A 19,187-nucleotide genomic window follows, 5' to 3' on the forward strand; every position below is an offset into this window, starting at 1 on the left:
CGATCCCTACGACGACCGCGCCAGCGCGCCGTCGATCATGTTGACGGCGTTCTGCACGCCGTACACGGCGACGAAGGAGCCGAAACGCGGGCCTTTCTCCTGGCCGAGCAGAACCTGGTAGAGCATGTTGAACCAGTCGAGCGTGACGCCGGGACGGCCGTCCTTGCCCTTCTTGACCTGGTCGAGGAACGGCTCGCGGCGGCCGACCTCGTAGACGACGTTCTGGATGTCCTCCGCGCTCGCGTTCGCCGGCATGTTGGCGAGCGCATCGCGCAGATTCTGCAACGCCGCGCGCTCTCCGTCCGTCGGCACGCGAAACTGCTTCGTCGGCGCGACGAAGTCGCGGTAGTAGTTGATGGCGTAACCGACCATCGCGTCCAGCTTGGGGTGCGTCTGCGGCGTCACGCCGGGACGATAGCGACCGATGAAGCCCCACAGCGTCTCGGCATTCTCCGCGTTCGACGACGAGACCAGCGTCAGGAGCAGCTGGAAGGTGACGGGCATGTCACCCTTCGGCGGCTTGCCGTTGTGGATGTGCCAGACCGGATTCTGCTGCTTGCCGTCCTGCTTGGCAAAGCCGTCGAGGAACTGCTGGTAGTCGTCGACATTGCGCGGGATGACGTCGAAATAGAGCCGCTTGGCCGCCTTCGGCTCGCGATACATGAACAGCGACAGCGATTCCGGCGAGGCGTAGCGCAGCCATTCGTCGATGGTGAGGCCGTTACCCTTCGACTTCGAGATCTTCTGACCCTTCTCGTCGAGGAAGAGCTCGTAGTTGAAGCCTTCGGGCGGCGTGGCGCCGAGCGCCCTGGCGATCGCGCCGGAGAGCTTCACCGAATCGATCAGGTCCTTGCCGGCCATCTCGTAGTCGACGCCGAGCGCGACCCAGCGCATGGCCCAGTCGGCCTTCCACTGCAGCTTGCAGCGGCCGCCGGTAACAGGAACGGTGACGGTCTCCTTGGTATCGGGATCTTCATACGAGATCGTGCCGGCCTTGGCGTCGTGCGCCGTCACCGGCACGTAGAGCACGAGGCCGGTCCGCGGGCAGATCGGCAGGAACGGCGAGTAGCTCGCCGCACGCTCCTCGCGCAGCGACGGCAGCATGATCGCCATCACCTTCTCGATCCGCTCCAGCATGCGCAGCAGCGTCGCGTCGAAGCGGCCCGACGTGTAGTAGTCGGTCGAGCTCGCGAACTCGTAATCGAAACCGAAATGGTCGAGGAAGGCGCGAAGCCGCGCGTTGTTGTGCGCGCCGAAGCTGGGATGGGTGCCGAACGGATCGGGCACCTTAGTCAGCGGCTTGCCGAGATTGGCTTCCAGCGGCGCTCTGTTCTGGACGTTGTCGGGCACCTTGCGCAGGCCGTCCATATCGTCGGAGAAGGCGAGCAGGCGGGTCTTGATCTTGTCCTCCGTCAGCACGCGGAAGGCATGGCGCACCATCGAGGTGCGCGCGACCTCGCCGAACGTGCCGATATGCGGCAGTCCGGAGGGACCGTAACCGGTCTCGAACAGCACCTCGTCCTTCGGGCTCTTCTTCAGCCGCGCGACAATGGCCTTCGCCTGCTCGAACGGCCAGGCGTTGGATTGTTCGGCGAGCGCACGCAGGTCGCTCGGGCTGGCAGAAGGATCAATCACGGACATTCCTCAGGTTCTCTCCAAAAAGGCCGCGAAAACTAACGCTTTCGCGGCAAAATGCAAAACGACGGGAAGTTTGTCGTCATTCCGGAATGGTGCGTCAGCACCAGACCCGGAATCTCGAGATTCCGGGTTCGATGCTACGCATCTCCCCGGAATGACGGAGCTAGAACGGGCTGACCGAGAAATAGCGCAGCCACAGATCGGTGAAGCGGCCTTTTTCCCAGATCCGGAACATCGCCCAGTTCAGGGCCTGGCGCAGCACGTCGTTGCCCTTGCGCACGGCGATGCCGATGCCTTCGCCGAAGAAGCGGCTCTCGACGAAGGGGCCGCCGGAGAAGGCGCAGCAATCGCCGGAATCCGTGCCGTTGATCCAGAACGCCAGCGAGATGGCGTCGCCGAAGATGAAATCGACCTCGCCCCGGCGCAGCGCCGCGCGCAGCGCGTCGTTATCCGGATAGGAGTGGATCTCGGCGTCGGTGAACATCGCCTTGAGGTAGGCCTCATGCGCGGAGCCGGCGATGACGCCGACCTTCTTGCCCTCAAGATATTCGGGCCGGATCTCCGGCATTACCGCGTCCTTGCGCGAGGCGAAGCGCGCCGGCACGCGGTAATAGGGATCGGTGAAGTCGACGCGGGCGCGAAGCTGCGGGCTCACCGCCATCGAGGCGATGATGGCATCGCCCCGGTTGGAGGTGAGCGCGTCGACCAGCGTCTCGAAGCGGCGCATTTGCACCGTGCAGGTGACCTTGATCTCCTCGCAAAGCGCACGGGCGAAATCGACATTGAAGCCGGCCGGATTGCCGTCCGCGCCGGTGTAGTTGAACGGCGGATAGTCGGTCTCGGTCAGGAAGCGGATCACGGTCAGGCGCGACAGGTCCGGCCGCTCCGGTCGCCGGCGCGGGTCCCAGAAGCCGGGCACGGCCTGCGGGGCTGCCTCGGCGGCGGCCTTGGGCGGGGCCGGCTGTGTTGCCGCCGGGGCCGCGGGCGCGGTTTGCGGTGCAGCCGGCGCCGGACTAGTGGGCGGAGCCGGCGCAGGAGCCGCCTTGGCCGCCGGCGGCTGCGCTGGAGGCGTCTGCCCGATCGCAGGACCTGCCAGGGCCAGCAAGGCAGCCGCGATCATGCTCGCGGCCAGGCGAAGCTGGCGCGAACGGACGGCAAAGGGCTGGACAGAGGGATTTGGCATAACCGGCAATTTCAGGAAATTGAACGGCTTATAGCCGAATCAGCGCCTGAAGCGAGCGCCGATTGGGTTAATTCTGAACCGGAAATGGCGATCAGAGGTACCGTTTGAGATCAGCCGCCGCCTCCTCCGGCGTCCGCTTCAAATTGAACGGCGAGACGAAGCGGCCGTCGCGGTCCATCAGATAGATCAGCGCGGTGTGGTCCATGGTGTAGTCGCCGTCCTTGGTCGGGACCTTCTTGGCATAGACCCGGTAGGAGCTGATGACCTTGGCGGTCTCGGCGGGATCGCCGGACAGGCCCTCGAGGTGCGGATCGAAGCTCGACAGATAGTCCTTCATCGCGGTGGCGGTGTCGCGTTCCGGATCGACCGAGACGAAATAGGCATTCACGCGATCGGCGTCCTTGCCCATCGCCTTCAGCACCTCCGAGATCTCGAACAGGGAGGTCGGGCAGACGTCGGGGCAATGGGTGTAGCCGAAGAAGATCAGGGTCGGCTTGCCCTTGAGGCTCTTGTCGGTGACGACTTTGCCGTTCTGGTCGGTCAGCTGGAACGGCCCGCCGATCGCGGCCGGCGCGGCAACGGTGCGCAAGCCGCCGATCGCCCACAGCATGAGGAACAGGCCGACCGCCAGACTGCCCGCGAAGGCAGCGAAGATCACCAATGGGCGCGTGGTCCGGGGCATGATGCGAGAGCGTCCTTGTCAGAAGCAGGCGGAGATGCCGGCCGTGATCATTTCGAAAAACACCGCGGTCCCGTAGTGGAACCAGAGCGCGGCGGCGGCAAGCAGGGCCAATCCGCCGATACCGGCCGCGCCCCACAGGATCGCAAACGCCACCCGGGTCTGTGGAGCCGTTACGAGCTCGGATCGGGTGGAGATCGGCTGAATCATGAGCCTGAGATAAGCCCGGTTCCGGCAGGCAGCAAGCGCAATGGCGGCCGCAGGCCGTCAAATGATGGCGAGCTGTTCCGGCGCCTGCTCGTCCATAACCCGACGTAAGCCCAGGCCAATGGCCGACGAACGTCAAACAGAGAAGCAGCCGGAGCCTAGTGCGCGGGCTTCGGCGCCGAGGCCTGGGCGTTGAGGTAGCACGGCTTGTACAGCGCCTGCAGTTGCTTGCCGCGCAGGAAGATCATGCGCCGGGTCAGGCCACCACGCTCCGAAATCCATCTGCGTACCGCCGGCGGATACATCAGGTACAGCATATGGGTGGCTTCGGGATTGGGGACGGCGCGGCCGTTGGAGCCGAAATCCCAGGCGGCGTGGAAGCCGAGCGTCGCATGCGAGGTCACGCAGATCCGGTTGTGCGGGATTGCGCCGAGGACGATGGTGCAGGCGGAGGCGCAGAGGCCGTCGATGATGACCGTCTCGCCCGAAGTCCGCAGGTCCTGATACCTGTCGACATAGACGCCGATCTTGCCGCCGCGATCGTCGGCGATCCTGACTACAGCTTGAGACACCCCCATTCCCGCCAGCAGGAGAACCGCAGCGAGCAACCCCGTCATCAACTTCATTTTGGCCAGCCCCAGTCGAAACCGAATCTGTTTGGTCTGTGATGCAAGACAATCGTGAGCGTGTTGTGCGCGCGGATTTTTGTCCAGACGAGCGAAGCCGGTCAAAACAAATTCAAATTGGGTGTTGCGCGCACGCTGCAGTGAAAGTGGGGAAAGGTCCCAAACTGGAACAGCGCGGCGCACGTGCTTGGTGCTCCGCCGCCACAGGCAAGGTCCATTTGGCGTTGACCGCACGCAATGAGGCGGTCTTGAATCTCTGCGGGACGGGGGACCTAAACATGGCTGACGATGCAGATGTGATCGTGATTGGCGCGGGACTTGCCGGTCTCGTGGCCGCAACCGAGATCGCCGACGCGGGCAAGCGCGTCATCGTCGTGGACCAGGAAGGCGAGCAATCGCTCGGCGGGCAGGCGTTCTGGTCGTTCGGCGGATTGTTCCTGGTCGATTCGCCGGAGCAGCGCCGGCTCGGTATCAAGGATTCCTTCGACTTGGCCATGCAGGACTGGCTCGGCTCCGCGGGATTCGACCGCGACGAGGATTTCTGGCCGCGAAAATGGGCCGAGGCCTATGTGGCGTTTGCGGCCGGCGAGAAGCGGGGCTGGCTGCGCGCGATGGGCCATCGCATCTTCCCCGTGGTCGGCTGGGCCGAACGCGGCGGCTATGACGCGATGGGCCACGGCAATTCGGTGCCGCGCTTCCATGTCACCTGGGGCACCGGCCCCGGCATCGTCGAGCCGTTCGAGCGCCGCGCGCGCGAGGCTGCCAAGAGCGGCCGGCTGAGCTTCAGGTTCCGCCATCGTGTCGATGCGCTCAGCGTCACCAACGGTGTGGTCGACGGCGTCAGCGGCGTGATCCTGGAACCGACCTCGGTCGAGCGCGGCAAAAGTTCCTCGCGCAACGTCGTCGGCGATTTTTCCTTCCGTGCACCGGCCGTGATCGTCGCCTCCGGCGGCATCGGCGGCAATCATGAGCTGGTGCGGCAGAACTGGCCGAAGCGGTTGGGTGAGCCGCCGAAATTCATGATCTCCGGCGTGCCCGCGCATGTCGACGGCCGCATGATCGGCATCACGGAAACGACCGGCGCGCGGCTGATCAATCGCGACCGGATGTGGCACTATGTCGAGGGCATCCAGAATTGGAATCCGATCTGGCCGCGCCACGGTATCCGCATCCTGCCCGGCCCGTCGGCGATGTGGTTCGACGCCACGGGCACGCGGCTGCCGGCGCCGCTGTTCCCGGGCTCCGACACGCTCGGCCAGCTCAAATACATCATGTCCACGGGCTATGATTATTCCTGGTTCATCCTGACCCAGAGCATCATCAAGAAGGAGTTTGCGCTGTCGGGCTCGGAGCAGAATCCCGACCTGACCGGCAAGAGCTGGCGCATGACCTTGCGCCGGGCCACCAACAAGGGTGCGCCGGCGCCGGTGGAGGCGTTCAAGCAGCACGGCGCCGATTTCATCGTGCGCGACAATCTCGCCGAGCTCGTCGGCGCCATGAACAAGCTCGCAGGCAACAACCTGTTGCAGCTCGACGCCATCAAAACCCAGATCGAGGCGCGCGACCGCGCGATCGCCAATCCTTACGTCAAGGATGCGCAGGTCATGAACATCCACAATGCGCGCCGCTACATCGGCGACAAGTTGATCCGCACCGCCTCCCCGCACCGCATCCTCGATCCCGCGCATGGGCCGCTGATCGCGGTGAAGCTCAACATTCTCACCCGCAAGACGCTGGGCGGCTTCGAGACCGATCTCGACTCCCGCGTGTTCGGGAGGGATCACCAGATCATCCGCGGGCTCTACGCGGCCGGCGAAGCCGCCGGCTTCGGCGGCGGCGGCGTGCACGGCTACCGCTCGCTCGAAGGAACGTTCCTCGGCGGCTGCCTGTTCTCGGGGCGCAACGCAGGACGTGCGGCGGCGAAGGCGGTGAATTGACGCGTGCTACTCTGAGGTGCAGTCGAAAAGCCCGCCGGCGTGAACCAGCGGGCTTTTCTTGCTGAGCGGAAGTTCCCCAGGCCGTGTTGCGATCAGGCCGTCCTGGTGAAAAGCGTCAGAATGCCGTTGGTGAGATTGACCGCGACAACTTGTGCCGAGCTGAGGCCCTTCGCCTTCAGCGCGGATACCGCTTCTTCAGATGCGTCGATGGAACCGCGAAGGTTCCGCAGGTCGTCTTCGCTTGCCTTTGCGACGACAGCCTCGACCCTTGACCGGACCTCAGGCTTGAGATCCTTGACGTCCACGACCTGTATGCTCCGGATGGCATTGGGCTGGTCAGATTGAGCCTGCGGCAGCGCCTTCGGTTGCGTTCCCTGCACCTGCGCCCAGGCAGGTGTTCCAAGCGAGAGCGCCGCAACGATGACGGATGCCGTAGAGATGCGGATGTGCATGAGCATTCCTTTGTTGATTGCCCCCAACATCCCGCGAGAACGCGCTCTCCTTGCTTAAGGTTCCGGCCGGAAACCGGCTCTCTCGACCGGTGCAGCATGAACTTACGGGACCGTCGCCAAAATATCGAAAACAACCCCATGCAAAGTAGCCGGCAGTGGCCCGCGCTCGACCAAGCAACTTGACACGTCGGGCAACTCAGACGTATTCTTCTAATATTCCGAAATTGCGCAAATGTCCCTCGCCCAAGGCTGTCGCATAGGCCATTTGCGGACTTCTGCAATTGACGCTTCCACGTCGCGGGCGGGAGAGCGAACGCGCCTCAGTTCGCGGCCACAGCTTGATCTCATCCTGCTCTAGTCCGCCTCCGCGCTGAGGAAGCGGACGCCGAACGTGTCTGCGTTGGCCTCGCCCCAATCGTAGAGTGCCTGCAGCATCGGCTTCAGCATCTCGCCGCGCTTGGTCAGGCAATAGCGCGAGGAGCCGCCGCCGCGCTCCTGCCTGTGCGCATGGGAACTCCTTTCGTTCTCTAGTCAATGCTCCCACAAGCGCGTCATACGTTGCGGTACCCCCGTTCCTGTAACACCCAGCTGTTGCCGTCCGGGTCCGAGAAGTCGGCGAAGCTGGCGTAGTCCCTGCGAGCAGGGTCGAGCCCGGGTGCGAAACCTCCATCCCAGGCATCAACGGGCACCTTGTGCCGGACTTCACCGACCTCGACCCCACGTTCGAGCAGGCGGCTCCGCGCAACCTCAACATCGGTGACGACGAGATAGACGTTGCGAAGTGATCCGGCGGGCGCGTCGGTGAGCCCGCGACCGATCTGTATCGAGCAACTGGAGCCCGGTGGAGTGAGCTGCACGACGCGAAATGCGTCTTTCGGCGAATAGTCGACGTCGAGCGTGAAGCCGACCTGGTCGACGTAGAACCGCAACGCTCGCTGGACATCGCTCACCGGCAACGTGATCACCTCGACTGAGAGCTTTATGCCGGTTGCGCTGGTTGTGTTGATCACGCCCACGCCTCCTCTTCGGTCTGATTTGCGTCGCCCGCAGGCTCACAAATCGATGACGACGTCACGAATCGGTTGTGAGCAGCAAACGAGAAGGTTGCCGTCAGCGGGCTTCTCGAGTGGCTGGGGTCCATAGGCGACCTCGCCCGAAACCAAACCGCTCTCACAGTTGTGACAAACACCGGTCCGGCACGACCAACGGACCGGGACGTCGCACGCTTCGGCCAGCTCCAAAATGCTCTGGTAGGCGGACGCCTTCCAGTGCGCGGCGATGCCACTTCGCGCGAACGATACCAGCGGACCGGTGTTGGCGTCGTCCCTGGGCAGATGAGGAGTTCGCGTCGCTGCGCCGACGACACCAGGAGTCATCGACTCGCTGCCGTTGAAGATTTCGACATGCATCCGCTCCGGCGCCACGTCCAAGGCTGCGAGCGCCTCTTTCATGTCTGCCATGAAGCGAGTCGGCCCGCAGAGGTAGACATCCGCCTCTCGCGGGATGCCGACCTTGTCGAGGACCGATCGCGACAGGTGACCGGTCGCGTCGCAATCCTCGCCCATCTTGTCGCGCGAGCCTGGCCGGCTGTAACAGACATAGCTGCGGCCGCGGGTGAGTGCGGGCATGAGTCGGCGGACTTCGGCGGCAAATGGATGGTGCTGCCGGTCGCGAGCCGTGTGCAGCCACAAGACCTGCCGTGTCGAGCGGGCCGCCGCCAGCGCGTAAAGCATTGCCAGCACAGGCGTCGCTCCGATTCCCGCGCTGAGCAACACCACGGGCCGCGCTCCCGACTGCAGAATGAAGCTTCCCCGCGGCGAGCTGACGTCGAGAACATCGCCCATGCGGACATGCTCCCGCAGGTAGGTTCCGGCTGCCCCATCCGGCTCGACTTTCACGCTGATCCGGTAGCGCTCCGTCGAGAGGGGACCCGAGAGCGAGTAGCTGCGAAAGAGTGGCGGCCCGCCGCCGATCCGTCGAAGACGTAAGACCACGTACTGACCGGGCAGAGCCTGTCGCAGCGGCTGACCGTCCGGATGCCGCATCGACAGGGAGAGGACGTCCGCGGACTCCTGATCTATCGCTGCCACCGTGAGCGGCTGAAATCCTGGTGCAGCCGGATGCGCAGCCGCTGCCGGCGCGAGCCCTGCGTTGCCGCTTCCCGCGCCAGTCGTCTGATTCTGCAGTAACGCCTCAAACGACACGCGCCATCCGGGCGAAAGCGTCTCGATCCGCAAGGCGCGCTCCAATCGATCGCGTGGATGATTGGGCGAATAGAGAAGCGCGTTGATCTCTTCGACCGTCATTCGCTCATTCGCCTCTCCCACCTTCATGATTTCGTCGCCGGCGCCTACTTCGCCTTCCTGCAGGACGCGGAAGTAGAACCCCGGACGGCCGCTGGATGTCAGCAATGCCGGCATCCGCGGCTCGTTCATCCGAATGCCGACCCGATAGCAGGTCACGCGGGGCTGAGTAACCTCGAACACTGCGCCGCCGATCTGATAACGGTCGCCGATGCCAACGGCATCGTCGGGTAATCCCTCAATCGTGAAGTTCTCGCCGAACTGTCCATGGACGAAGTCGGTCCTCTTCAGCCGTTCCTGCCAGTAGCGATACGATTCGATCTGGTAGACGAAGACGGCTCGCTGCTCACCCCCGTGGCCGCTCAGGTCGCCTTGACCGTCTCCATCCAGATTCAATCGGCCGACCCGACAACGGCTACGCACGGGATTTTTCCAGATCCCGGTGTGTACGGTGCGGCCCTTCCATTCGATATCACGCGGAAGTCCGACGTTCACCGACAGCAGTCGCGCCATGCCCCACTCCACTTTGATAGGGACCGAAGGTGCTTCCTAGCCGCCGCCACCTGGCTCATGGACCACCTCGGAGACGTCGATGTTGCGATCTGGGCCATGCGCAACCACCGTCTGGCCCGGCTCGAGATGGAGCTGGGTGCCATCGAGATGGACCGAGACGATATCCGGTTCGAACGACACCAGGTTGGAGATGACGCGAACCTCGGGATAGGGGTCAGGATACCCCCATGCCGCCAGACGTGCCTCATCGATGGAGTAGTAGCTGCAGAGCCCCTTGTATGGGCAGAAGGTCTGGAGTTTCACGGGAGTGAGGGTGGACTCATCGATGTCGGCGCGTGGAACGTACCAGCGCGGCGCGAAGCCGGACTCGTAGAGGACGAGCGGCCGCTTGGTATCGGCGATGATCCGGTCACCATGGCGGACCACGAGGTTACGGGAGGCGCGGCGGATATCGATGCGGTGGTAGGGGTCAGCGGCATGGCCCACGATTCGTTCGTCTTCTTCGTAGAAAGCGTCCATAGCCCGCCAAGCGAACGCAACGCGTGCCTGCAGTTCGCTCGCATGGGGAGGAAGGCTGGTGTGCTGCCATGCCCCTCGCGGTGCGACGTGCTGCTCGTCGGCCCGGACGCTGTACCAGGACGTGAGCCCGAGATCGGCGTGTTGGGTGGTATGTTCGGTGCGTTCAAGGACGCGTGGGGAAATGTCGGTCTCCGGAAAATAGGCGACCGGATAGCGGCCCGGTTCGAAGAACAGGAGGACATTCTCGCTATCGGCGATCCAGATCCCCCCGAAGCGAACGCGCATACGCCGGCGCAACCGCTCGACGTACAACAATCTCTTGGGCAGCGGTTCGGGCACGAGGAACCGGCCGATTGCTCCCGTTGAGAGTGGACCTTGTTGCCAGGACAGCCCCATGGTCTCCCCCATGGATTCGATGTTCGAGCCCGCCAGCAATCTCCGAACGCAGATCCGGCGGCAAGGTTCCTCGACCGGCGTTCGTCAAACTCGCATCGATCCGAATTTAGTTACGCCTAATGGAGTCCACTCCCTAAAGCAGGATGTGTCTTGGTTAGATCTGCTTGACGCGATTTCGGTTTCCCTCTCCCCCGCCGGAGAGAGGTAAACCTTCGGCGCCGTTCCAGTTGAACCTAATCTCATCACGCTTTAGGCCGCGATTTCCATGAGGTGCGCGCTGCAAAATGCGCAGTGGCGGTGGTCGCCCTGACGCGCTAGAGGTTTGATTCTGATCAAATCAGGACCAAACCTGTCGATCTCTTGTTTTGACGCGTTTTCTCCACGCGAACCGGTAGCCACGTCGCTTGAAAACGCTATAGACATGCCCGCCATTCAGTGGAGATCCCCAATGAGCATTCAGCGTTTTGAAACCGGTCCGCGCATGAGCCAGGTCGTCGTGCACGGCAACACCGTCTATCTCGCCGGCGTCGTCGCGAACAAGGCGGCCGGCGAAAGCGTGACGAAGCAGACCCAGGACATCCTGGCGACCATCGACGGCCACCTCGCCAAGGCCGGCACCGACAAGTCGAAGCTGCTGTCGGCAACGATCTACATCACCGACATGAAGACCTTCGGCGAGATGAACGCGGTGTGGGACGCCTGGGTCTCGCCCGGCAACACCCCGGCGCGCGCCACCGTCGAAGCCAAGCTGGCTGCCCCGCAATACACCGTCGAGATCATGGTTGTCGCGGCGAAATAGACGCGACGCACGTCATCCAAGGATACCGGATGCCCCAGATTGCAAAGCGCAGTTCGGGGCATTTTCATCTTGCACTCACGCGCTGATCCGCGCGCGCTCGCCGGCAGCCTCACCGAGATCGGACTGAAGCCAGCGGGCAATCCGGCGCCATGAACCGGCGAGAGCCTTGCAGCCCATGAACAGTCCGAGATGACCACACGGCTCGGTATGGCATTGCAGCCACGCGGGCGGCGTGGCCAAGAGCCGCGCTGTCGCAAATGCCTGGTCGGGCGGAACAACGATGTCGTTCTCTGCGGCGAGCACGAAGACGGGCTGCTTGACGGCAGCGAGATCGATCTTGCAGCCAAGCGCGAGGAAGTCTCCAGCCGCGATCCGGTTCTGGCGAAAGATCCAGTCGGTCACTTCGAGGTAGTAGGTGCCCGGCAGATCGAGCGTCTCGCTATTCCAGCGCGTGAAGCGATCGAGCAACGCCCGCGCATCCTCCGACTTGCGATCGAGCCGCCTCTGCAGCGCCGCTTCCGCGTCACGCATGGTGAACGGGATGCTCCAGGCCTGCAGCATATGCTTGCCGCTGATGATCCCACCCCCCTGACGGACCAGCGCCTCGAAGCCTTGCGGTGGAAGCGAGGCGACCATCCGGGAAAGCTCCGACGATACCGAGACGTCGACCGGGCTGCCGGCAAGCACCAGCCGCCGCACCTTGGCTGGAAAGCGCGCCGCGTAGAGCAGCGACAGCCATCCGCCCTGGCAGAGACCTGCAAGGTCGACCGGCGGCCCGATCGTGTCGACGGCCACGTTGAGATCGGACAGAAAGGTGTCGATCGAGAAATATCGCATCTCCGGTGCCGCCGAGCGCCAATCCGTGAGATAGAGACGCGCAACGCCAGCCTTCTGCAACGCCTCCATCAGGCTGTGGCCGGGGGCAAGATCCGCAATCTGCGCGCGATGCAGCGCATAGGGCGCGCAGACCAGCAGCGGCCGGCCTTCGGCCGCTCTTGAGAAATCCAGCAGGCACATCGACGGCAGCTGAAGCGCGACCGAATGGGCTGTCGTCCAGGGCAGCGCCGCCACTTCGCCCGGCGAATCTGCGGGCTCGGGCGCACGAATGGGGTACCACTGCGAGTAGATGTCCAGCGCCAATCGCGCGGCTTCAAACGGCCATAGCCAGGCGTCCTGCGCCCAGCTGGTGCTCGCACTTCGATCCGATCGATTCGTCTTTTCGGGCAAGCTCATTCACCGATTGATCGCTACCGGGATAGTCTGGCCAACGCGGACCACCTTCACGCTGATCAAGGACCGACAAATTCGGGTCGGATCAGTTTACGCCAAACCGGCTGCAACGGCAGCCACGCCGGGATGTCACGATCTCGCGACCCCGGCGCGGTTTGCTGCCAAGCAGCAAAAGCCGTCGTTTCAGCGGACTAGGCGGCGCGTGCCGTGCCTTTCTCCGCCTCGAGCTTGCGCGCGAACAGCCAGCGGAAATAGGTCAGCGGCGCATCGGCGCCGATCGCGAGCAGCTGATAGTCCGGATCGGCGTCGAACACGCGCTGCTGCGCCTCGATGATATCCTTGTCCTCGTTGAACCCTTCCTCGAGGCTGTGCCGCAGCGACAGTGCGATGTTCGGGTTGTCGATGTCGAAATCGTGCAGGTAATTCCAGAAGAAATGCGTGGTCGAGCGCGTCTCCGGCGTCATGAACTGCGCGTTGCGATATGACCGCGTGCCCGGAACCTGGACGCCCTTCTCGACGCCCTGCCCCGCCGGCGCGAACGTGGTGTCGAGCGTGAAGATGCCGGGCACGATCATGCGGCCGATATTGCGGCGGTCGATCTTGTCGGTTTTGTTCGCTATCACCTTCTTGTGGTAGGGCGGCGGCTCGGCGCCCATGTGCCAGCGCTCGACACGGAAACCGTCGTCCAGCTTCTCGATCGCGACCGGCTTGGTCTTGTAGGCATACTCCTCGGAGCCGCCGAGCGTGTTGGTGTGCACGAAGGCGAGATGCGCGAAGTCGCTGAGGTTATCGACGATCAGGAGCCAGTTGGCCTTGTAGTGCATGTAACCCGGCAGGCCGCGCCATCTGGGATCCTCGAGCGGCGGATAGTCGAGGATCAGTTTCGGATCGGCCTTCTCGGGATCGCCGGTCCAGATGAAGATCAGATTGTAGCGCTCGACCACCGGATAGCTGCGCACGCCGAGCTTGGCGGGGATGGTGTCCTGCCCGGGGATCTGGATGCATTTGCCGTCGGCCGCGAACTTCATGCCGTGATACATGCACCTGATGTCGTCGCCCTCGACGCGTCCCATCGAGAGCGGCGCGGCGCGATGGCAGCAGCGGTCGTCCAGCGCGACGACTTTCCCGCTCGACCCGCGATAGAGCACGATCGGCCGTTCCAGGATGGTGCGCGCGACCATCTTGCCGTCGATCAGTTCGTGATTCCACGCCGCCACGTACCAGGTGTTGCGCAGGAAAATTCCGTCGTCAGCCATCTCACCCTCCCGATGCAAGATTTGGTTGCGACGAGGTTAGGTGATTGCGGTCACCGGGATAATCCGATTTGGCTGGACACACTGTACCGGTGGATGGACAATCGGCCATGGAGTGGCGCGACTGGGAGCTGTTTTGCGAGGTTGTCGAGCATGGCGGCTTCACCGCGGCCGCGCGCGTGCTTGGCCATCCCAAATCGAGCCTCAGTGCTGCGGTGCAGCGTCTCGAAGCCAAGCTTGGTTTGCGGCTGATCGAGCGCACCACCCGGCACCTGCGGCTGACCGATTCCGGCGAGACCATCTATCGCAAGGTGCGCCCGCTGTTCGCGGCGCTGCACGACACCCACAGCGAGGCGCTGGCGATGTCGAGCGCGGTGGCGGGCACGCTGCGCATCAAGGCGCCTTATGAATTCGGCGCGCATCATGCGGGGCCGGTCGCCTGCGCGGTGATGGGCCGCTATCCGGAGCTTTCGATCCGGATCGACGTCGAGCATGACATCGTCAACCCGATCGCCGAGAACTACGACATCGTGTTCGCGATGCTGGAGGCGCCGCTGCCGTCGGCCGGCATCGTGATCCGCCGCGTCTTCACGCTCGAGCGCGGTCTGTTCGCGGCACCCGCGCTGCTCGACAAGCTCGGCGAGCCACGCACGCTGGATGATCTGAGAAAGCTGCCGCTGCTGACCGGCCCCAGCGATCCGCCCTGGGCGATCACCGCTCCCGGCGGCGCGATCGAGCATCTCGCGGTCGATCGCGCGCGCCTGACCAGCTCGAATGCCCATGTCCGCCTGCAGGCCGCGCTCGCCGGTCATGGCGTGCTGCGGGTCACCGCGAGCTACACTCGCACCGCCGTCGCGGCCGGCCAGCTGCGGCGACTGCTGCCGGACCATGCCTGCGAGCCGCTCAACGTGCACGCGCTGTTGCCGGCGCGGCAATTTGTCCCGGCGAAGGTGCGCTGCTTCCTCGACGCGATGGAGGCGCATGCACGCGGCGATCCGGAGGCCTATATCAGGCCGTAGGGTCTTTTTGGCCGATCACCATTTTCCCGGGAACCTGTACGGCCGGTCGGCATCCAATGGTATTATTCCGCCAACAGTGAGGGCGATCCCGCCATGCGCCAGGCCCATGTAACGTCCCTGCCGCCGATCCGCTCGGACGATGCCGAGCTGGTGCAACGCGCGCGCGCCCGCGACGAGGCCGCAATCCGCGCCATCATGCAGGCCAATAATCGCCGGCTGTTCCGGCTGGCGCGCGGCATCCTGCGCAACGACCACGAGGCCGAGGACGTGGTTCAGGACGCCTATGTGCGCGCCTTTACCCATCTGGACCAGTTCCGCGGCGACTCCAGCCTCTCGACCTGGCTGTCGCGGATCGCAATGAACGAGGCGCTCGGCCGCCTGCGCCGCAGGCACAGCAGCGTCGAATGGTCCGATCTGCCGAAAGGCGCTCCTGAAGCCCAGATCATCCAGTTCCCCCTGTCGTCAACGGACGATCCGGAAAAATCCATGGCCCAGCGTGAGATCCAGCACGTCGTCGAGCACGCGATCGACGAGCTGCCGGAGGCGTTCCGCCTCGTCTTCATCACCCGCGTGATCGAGGGCATGAATGTCGAGGAGACCGCTGAGATCCTCGGCCTCAAGCCGGAAACCGTGAAGACCCGCCTGCATCGCGCCCGGACCATGCTGCGCGACAATGTCGAGCGGAAGATCGGCCCCGTCGTCATGGAGGCCTTCCCCTTCGCGGGCAAGCGCTGCGAGCGATTGACCGAGGCGGTTCTGAAACGGCTCCGCGCCACGGCCTGAATTTTTCGGGAACCTCTGCTCGCCCGCACCATCCAACTCCTGTGCAAGCAACGACGCGCCGCGCGCTACGCCCGGCTCAACAGGAGTTTCAAGCCATGTTCGTTCGATTGGGTATCGCGGTCGCCGCGCTCAGCCTTCTCAACTGCGCTGCGCTGGCGCAGGGCGCAAAGCCGACCGATCCGCAGATCGCGCACATCGCCTATACGGCCGGTGTGATCGACATCAATGCCGCCAAGCAGGCGGAAGAGAAGGCCTCCAACAAGGAGATCAAGGCGTTCGCCAAGGACATGGCGCGCGACCACGAGGCGGTGAACAAGCAGGCGCTCGACCTCGTCAAGAAATTGAAGGTGACGCCGGAGGACAACGACACCAGCAAGGCGCTGTCGAAGCAGGCGGCCGACAAGCTCGCCGAACTCGGCAAGCTGAAGGGCGCCGCCTATGACAAGGCCTATATCGACAACGAGATCGCCTACCACAAGGCAGTCAACACCGCGCTGGAGACGCAGCTGATCCCCTCGGCCAGCAATCCCGAGCTGAAGAGCCTGCTGCAGACCGGCCTGAAGATCTTCCAGGGCCACCAGCAGCATGCCGAACACGTCGCCGCCGGCCTGAAGTGAGGAGGCGCGCGATGTTGCCAGGACGCTGTCTCGCAACGCTGGCTTTGCTCGCGCTCGGCGCGATGGCCGTCCCGGCGCATGCGGCCACCATCCGGATCGTGATGGAGAATATGGTGATCTCGCCGGCCGAGGTGTCGGCCAAGGTCGGCGACACCATCGAATGGGTCAACAAGGACGTGCTGGCCCACACCGCCACCGCGAAGAACGGCGAATTCGACGTGACGATCGCGCCGAAGAAGACGGTCAAGTCGGTCCTGACCAAGGCCGGCACGGTCGACTATTACTGCCGCTACCATCCCAACATGAAGGCGGTGCTGACCATCGCACCATAGCCTGCGCGATGACCTCGGAGGTAATCGATCGGCGCACGCGAACCTTCGATAGTCCGGACCGCCGCACAGTCCGGCACTATCGAAGGAGAGCACCATGACCGACCATGCCGCCATCGCCCGCCGCTATATCGATCTCTGGAACGAGCGGACGCCGAGCCGGCGCCGCGAGATGCTGAGCGAGAACTGGACCGCCGATGCGCGCTATGTCGATCCGCTGATGAGCGGCGACGGCCAAGAGGGCGTCGACGCGCTGATCGCCGGCGTGCAGCAGAAGTTTCCGGACTTCCGCTTCAAGCTGATCGGGGAGCCGAACGGCTTCGGCGACCATGTCCGATTCTCCTGGGGCCTCGGACCCGACGGCGTCGACAGCCCGATCAAGGGCACCGACTTCGCCATGCTGAAGGACGGCCGGATCAGGAGCATCACCGGCTTCCTCGACCAGGTGCCGGGCGCCTGAGGCGCCGCTTCCGCGCCGGCGATGTCGCTGCCAGAGCGTTTTCGAGCGAAGTGGATACCGGTTCGCGTCAAGAAAACGCGTCAAAACAAGGAGCCTAGAGTCCCGTTCCGATTCCATCGGAACGGAAAACGCTCTAGTCTTCCCGAAACACAGGGAGGACGCCATGAAGGCAGATTACGCCTTCAAGACTTCTGTCGTCAGCGACATCACGCCGGCGCTGCTGGCGATCGGCCGCGACAGCTTTCCGCAGGCCCTGATCGGCGCGCTGCGCCGCGTCGCCGGTGTCGGTCACTGCATGGTGTTCTCGTTCACCGGCCCGCGGACCGCCGCGTGCCTGCTCGATGTCGGCAACATCCCGACCGGGCGCGACCTCGGGATCGCCTATTCCGAACATTTCCATCAGGCCGACCCGAACCGCGATGCGGTGTTCGAGGGGCGGACGCAGGCCGCGCCGATCGTGCTGCCGAATTTTGCCCGCCGCATGTACAGCGACGGCTATCGCAAGATCTTCTTCAACGATTCCGGCATCGTCGACAAATGCGCCACCGCGATCTGGACCGGCGACACCTGCTTCTACGTCAACTTCTACCGCATCGCGGCGCAGGGCCGCTTCAGCCGCGAGCAGATCGCGCGCCTGGCCGCGGTCGCGCCGGCGTTGACGGCGGCCGTGGCGCGGCATTTCCAGCGCGACCCGGCAGCGGATGTTGAACCGATCGAGCGGTTGAAGACCTTGTTTGCAACCGCTGAGCCGCTCGCCAGGCTGACCGGGCGTGAGCAGGAGGTCTGCCTGCGCATCCTCTCCGGTCTCAGCTCGGAAGCGATCGCCGCCGAGCTCGGCATCGGGCTGCACTCCGCCCTAACCTATCGCAAGCGCGCCTATGAGCGGCTCGGCATCTCCTCGCAGAGCGAGCTGTTCGCGATCGTGCTGCGCCTGATGGCCTCGGCGCGCCAGCTGAACTGAGCGCGCTCCGGGCGGTGGTCTCCCGCTGTCCCCAGCGGTGGGGACAGACGGGCCGCGCCGCCCGGCCTATGCTCGGCCCGAAAACCCGAGGCCAAACCGAGATCACTCGTGAGCACCGCGCCCCATTTCGACATCGACGTCCCCGCCTTCTGGCAGGATCCCTACCCGGCGCTGGCGCGCATGCGCAAAGAGGCGCCGATCGCGTTCGTGCCGCAGCTCGGCTCGACGCTGCTGACGAGCCGCGACGACATCTCGATCTCCGAGAAGCAGATCGACGTGTTCTCCTCACACCAGCCCGCCGGCCTGATGAACCGGCTGATGGGCCACAACATGATGCGCAAGGACGGCGAGGCGCACATGAACGAGCGCAAGGCGATCTTTCCGGCGATCTCGCCGAAAACCGTCAGATCGCACTGGACGGCGCAGTTCGAAGCACACGCGACGCGCATCCTCGACGAACTGAAGCCGGACGGCGTGGTCGATTTCGTGCAGGCCTTCGCGCTGCCCTTCTCCGGCGAGTGCCTGAAGTCGATCACCGGCCTCACCAATATCGGCTTCGAGGCCATGGACGCGTGGTCGCAAGGCATGATCGAGGGCATCGCCAACTATGCCGGCGACCCCGAGGTCGAGGCGCGCTGCCATGCCGCGACGTCGGGCATCGATGCCGCGATCGACGACATGGTCCCTGGGCTGCGCAAGACGCCCGACCTCAGCCTGCTCGGCGTGATGCTGCAGACCGACATGCCGATGGAGAGCGTGCGTGCCAACGTCAAGCTCGCGATCTCGGGCGGCCAGAACGAGCCGCGCAAGGCGATCGCCGGCACGGTGTGGGCGCTGCTCACCCATCCCGAGCAGCTCGCGCTGGCGACGACCGGCGCGATCCCGTGGCTGCAGGCCTTCGAGGAATATGCGCGCTGGATCTCGCCCATCGGCATGTCGCCGCGGCGGATCGCAAAGCCCTGGAGCATCCGCGACGTCTCGTTTGAGACCGACGAGCGCGTATTCCTGATGTTCGGCTCCGCCAACCGCGACGAGAAGCACTTCGAGCGCGCCGATGCGTTCGACGTGAGACGAGACACCTCCAAGAGCGTCGCCTTCGGCGCCGGCCCGCATTTCTGCGCCGGCGCCTTCGCCTCCCGCGCCATGATCGCCGAGGTCGCGCTGCCCGCGATCTTCAACCGGCTGAAGAATCTGCGCCTGATCGCGCACCAGCCGGCGCGGATCGGCGGCTGGGCATTCCGCGGCCTCCTGGATCTGCCGGTGACGTGGGACGCGTAAGCCTC

Annotated in this window: 20 protein-coding genes; 9 read left to right on the plus strand and 11 right to left on the minus strand. The window is 64.4% G+C overall.

Going from position 1 to position 19,187, the window contains the following annotated elements; all coding sequences use genetic code 11:
• Positions 1-6 precede the first annotated feature (6 nt).
• The 5 genes from RX327_RS36695 to RX327_RS36715 all read right to left on the minus strand — a co-directional run bounded on the left by RX327_RS36695 (position 7) and on the right by RX327_RS36715 (position 4,333).
• Positions 7-1,641, minus strand: coding sequence for a lysine--tRNA ligase (locus RX327_RS36695; protein WP_317248796.1), 1,635 nt, complete (start codon positions 1,639-1,641; stop codon positions 7-9).
• Between the two features lie 160 nt (positions 1,642-1,801).
• A complete protein-coding gene (locus RX327_RS36700) occupies positions 1,802-2,758 on the minus strand; it encodes a transporter substrate-binding domain-containing protein (protein WP_317248797.1) in 957 nt (318 codons plus the stop codon).
• A gap of 154 nt (positions 2,759-2,912) precedes the next feature.
• Positions 2,913-3,503 carry an SCO family protein gene (locus RX327_RS36705; RefSeq protein WP_317248798.1) on the minus strand — a complete coding sequence of 197 codons (591 nt, stop codon included), beginning with the start codon at positions 3,501-3,503 and terminating at the stop codon, positions 2,913-2,915.
• Between the two features lie 18 nt (positions 3,504-3,521).
• Positions 3,522-3,710: a hypothetical protein gene (locus tag RX327_RS36710; protein WP_038377541.1), complete on the minus strand. Its 189-nt coding sequence runs from the start codon at positions 3,708-3,710 to the stop codon at positions 3,522-3,524.
• Positions 3,711-3,865: 155 nt separating this feature from the next.
• Positions 3,866-4,333 (minus strand): hypothetical protein, encoded by a 468-nt coding sequence (locus RX327_RS36715; RefSeq protein WP_317248799.1) that lies wholly within the window; start codon positions 4,331-4,333, stop codon positions 3,866-3,868.
• Between the two features lie 278 nt (positions 4,334-4,611).
• Here RX327_RS36715 and RX327_RS36720 point away from each other — a divergent pair, with 278 nt between their 5' ends.
• The gene (locus tag RX327_RS36720; RefSeq protein WP_317248800.1) at positions 4,612-6,270 is read left to right on the plus strand and encodes an FAD-binding dehydrogenase; all 1,659 of its coding nucleotides are present in this window, start codon (positions 4,612-4,614) and stop codon (positions 6,268-6,270) included.
• Between the two features lie 92 nt (positions 6,271-6,362).
• On the opposite strand, the gene RX327_RS36725 is transcribed toward RX327_RS36720, so the two are convergent.
• The 4 genes from RX327_RS36725 to RX327_RS36740 all read right to left on the minus strand — a co-directional run bounded on the left by RX327_RS36725 (position 6,363) and on the right by RX327_RS36740 (position 10,453).
• Positions 6,363-6,722 (minus strand): hypothetical protein, encoded by a 360-nt coding sequence (locus RX327_RS36725; protein ID WP_028334583.1) that lies wholly within the window; start codon positions 6,720-6,722, stop codon positions 6,363-6,365.
• Between the two features lie 551 nt (positions 6,723-7,273).
• Positions 7,274-7,732: a VOC family protein gene (locus RX327_RS36730; protein WP_202814533.1), complete on the minus strand. Its 459-nt coding sequence runs from the start codon at positions 7,730-7,732 to the stop codon at positions 7,274-7,276.
• 42 nt (positions 7,733-7,774) lie between these two features.
• The gene (locus RX327_RS36735; RefSeq protein ID WP_050382666.1) at positions 7,775-9,538 is read right to left on the minus strand and encodes an MOSC and FAD-binding oxidoreductase domain-containing protein; all 1,764 of its coding nucleotides are present in this window, start codon (positions 9,536-9,538) and stop codon (positions 7,775-7,777) included.
• 36 nt (positions 9,539-9,574) lie between these two features.
• Positions 9,575-10,453 carry a DUF427 domain-containing protein gene (locus RX327_RS36740; protein WP_317248801.1) on the minus strand — a complete coding sequence of 293 codons (879 nt, stop codon included), beginning with the start codon at positions 10,451-10,453 and terminating at the stop codon, positions 9,575-9,577.
• Between the two features lie 448 nt (positions 10,454-10,901).
• On the opposite strand from RX327_RS36740, the gene RX327_RS36745 reads away from it, so the two are divergent.
• Complete coding sequence (locus RX327_RS36745) at positions 10,902-11,252, plus strand: RidA family protein (RefSeq protein ID WP_063199776.1); 351 nt, start codon at positions 10,902-10,904, stop codon at positions 11,250-11,252.
• Positions 11,253-11,327: 75 nt separating this feature from the next.
• On the opposite strand, the gene RX327_RS36750 is transcribed toward RX327_RS36745, so the two are convergent.
• The gene (locus RX327_RS36750; RefSeq protein ID WP_317251406.1) at positions 11,328-12,323 is read right to left on the minus strand and encodes an alpha/beta fold hydrolase; all 996 of its coding nucleotides are present in this window, start codon (positions 12,321-12,323) and stop codon (positions 11,328-11,330) included.
• A gap of 350 nt (positions 12,324-12,673) precedes the next feature.
• Positions 12,674-13,738 (minus strand): aromatic ring-hydroxylating dioxygenase subunit alpha, encoded by a 1,065-nt coding sequence (locus RX327_RS36755; protein ID WP_050382664.1) that lies wholly within the window; start codon positions 13,736-13,738, stop codon positions 12,674-12,676.
• A 68-nt stretch (positions 13,739-13,806) separates the two neighbouring features.
• Here RX327_RS36755 and RX327_RS36760 point away from each other — a divergent pair, with 68 nt between their 5' ends.
• The 7 genes from RX327_RS36760 to RX327_RS36790 all read left to right on the plus strand — a co-directional run bounded on the left by RX327_RS36760 (position 13,807) and on the right by RX327_RS36790 (position 19,182).
• A complete protein-coding gene (locus RX327_RS36760) occupies positions 13,807-14,754 on the plus strand; it encodes a LysR family transcriptional regulator (protein WP_317248803.1) in 948 nt (315 codons plus the stop codon).
• Between the two features lie 93 nt (positions 14,755-14,847).
• Positions 14,848-15,537, plus strand: coding sequence for an RNA polymerase sigma factor (locus RX327_RS36765; protein ID WP_050382661.1), 690 nt, complete (start codon positions 14,848-14,850; stop codon positions 15,535-15,537).
• A gap of 95 nt (positions 15,538-15,632) precedes the next feature.
• Complete coding sequence (locus RX327_RS36770) at positions 15,633-16,154, plus strand: DUF4142 domain-containing protein (protein WP_028334573.1); 522 nt, start codon at positions 15,633-15,635, stop codon at positions 16,152-16,154.
• Positions 16,155-16,165: 11 nt separating this feature from the next.
• The gene (locus RX327_RS36775; RefSeq protein WP_167350364.1) at positions 16,166-16,486 is read left to right on the plus strand and encodes a cupredoxin domain-containing protein; all 321 of its coding nucleotides are present in this window, start codon (positions 16,166-16,168) and stop codon (positions 16,484-16,486) included.
• A 94-nt stretch (positions 16,487-16,580) separates the two neighbouring features.
• Complete coding sequence (locus RX327_RS36780) at positions 16,581-16,943, plus strand: nuclear transport factor 2 family protein (RefSeq protein ID WP_050382657.1); 363 nt, start codon at positions 16,581-16,583, stop codon at positions 16,941-16,943.
• A gap of 163 nt (positions 16,944-17,106) precedes the next feature.
• A complete protein-coding gene (locus RX327_RS36785) occupies positions 17,107-17,904 on the plus strand; it encodes a helix-turn-helix transcriptional regulator (RefSeq protein WP_317248805.1) in 798 nt (265 codons plus the stop codon).
• A gap of 108 nt (positions 17,905-18,012) precedes the next feature.
• Complete coding sequence (locus tag RX327_RS36790) at positions 18,013-19,182, plus strand: cytochrome P450 (protein ID WP_317248806.1); 1,170 nt, start codon at positions 18,013-18,015, stop codon at positions 19,180-19,182.
• The last annotated feature ends 5 nt before the right edge of the window (positions 19,183-19,187 follow it).

It is taken from the genome of Bradyrhizobium sp. BEA-2-5 (assembly GCF_032918025.1).
GTDB classification, from domain to species: Bacteria; Pseudomonadota; Alphaproteobacteria; order Rhizobiales; family Xanthobacteraceae; genus Bradyrhizobium; species Bradyrhizobium pachyrhizi.

Coding starts and splice junctions, on each gene's coding strand:
- RX327_RS36695 (WP_317248796.1), bottom strand. CDS start 1,641: ATGTCCGTGATTGATCCTTCTGCCAGCCCGAGCGACCTGCGTGCGCTC.
- RX327_RS36700 (WP_317248797.1), bottom strand. CDS start 2,758: ATGATCGCGGCTGCCTTGCTGGCCCTGGCAGGTCCTGCGATCGGGCAG.
- RX327_RS36705 (WP_317248798.1), bottom strand. CDS start 3,503: ATGCCCCGGACCACGCGCCCATTGGTGATCTTCGCTGCCTTCGCGGGC.
- RX327_RS36710 (WP_038377541.1), bottom strand. CDS start 3,710: ATGATTCAGCCGATCTCCACCCGATCCGAGCTCGTAACGGCTCCACAG.
- RX327_RS36715 (WP_317248799.1), bottom strand. CDS start 4,333: ATGAAGTTGATGACGGGGTTGCTCGCTGCGGTTCTCCTGCTGGCGGGA.
- RX327_RS36720 (WP_317248800.1), top strand. CDS start 4,612: ATGGCTGACGATGCAGATGTGATCGTGATTGGCGCGGGACTTGCCGGT.
- RX327_RS36725 (WP_028334583.1), bottom strand. CDS start 6,722: ATGCACATCCGCATCTCTACGGCATCCGTCATCGTTGCGGCGCTCTCG.
- RX327_RS36735 (WP_050382666.1), bottom strand. CDS start 9,538: ATGGCGCGACTGCTGTCGGTGAACGTCGGACTTCCGCGTGATATCGAA.
- RX327_RS36740 (WP_317248801.1), bottom strand. CDS start 10,453: ATGGGGCTGTCCTGGCAACAAGGTCCACTCTCAACGGGAGCAATCGGC.
- RX327_RS36745 (WP_063199776.1), top strand. CDS start 10,902: ATGAGCATTCAGCGTTTTGAAACCGGTCCGCGCATGAGCCAGGTCGTC.
- RX327_RS36755 (WP_050382664.1), bottom strand. CDS start 13,738: ATGGCTGACGACGGAATTTTCCTGCGCAACACCTGGTACGTGGCGGCG.
- RX327_RS36765 (WP_050382661.1), top strand. CDS start 14,848: ATGCGCCAGGCCCATGTAACGTCCCTGCCGCCGATCCGCTCGGACGAT.
- RX327_RS36770 (WP_028334573.1), top strand. CDS start 15,633: ATGTTCGTTCGATTGGGTATCGCGGTCGCCGCGCTCAGCCTTCTCAAC.
- RX327_RS36775 (WP_167350364.1), top strand. CDS start 16,166: ATGTTGCCAGGACGCTGTCTCGCAACGCTGGCTTTGCTCGCGCTCGGC.
- RX327_RS36780 (WP_050382657.1), top strand. CDS start 16,581: ATGACCGACCATGCCGCCATCGCCCGCCGCTATATCGATCTCTGGAAC.
- RX327_RS36785 (WP_317248805.1), top strand. CDS start 17,107: ATGAAGGCAGATTACGCCTTCAAGACTTCTGTCGTCAGCGACATCACG.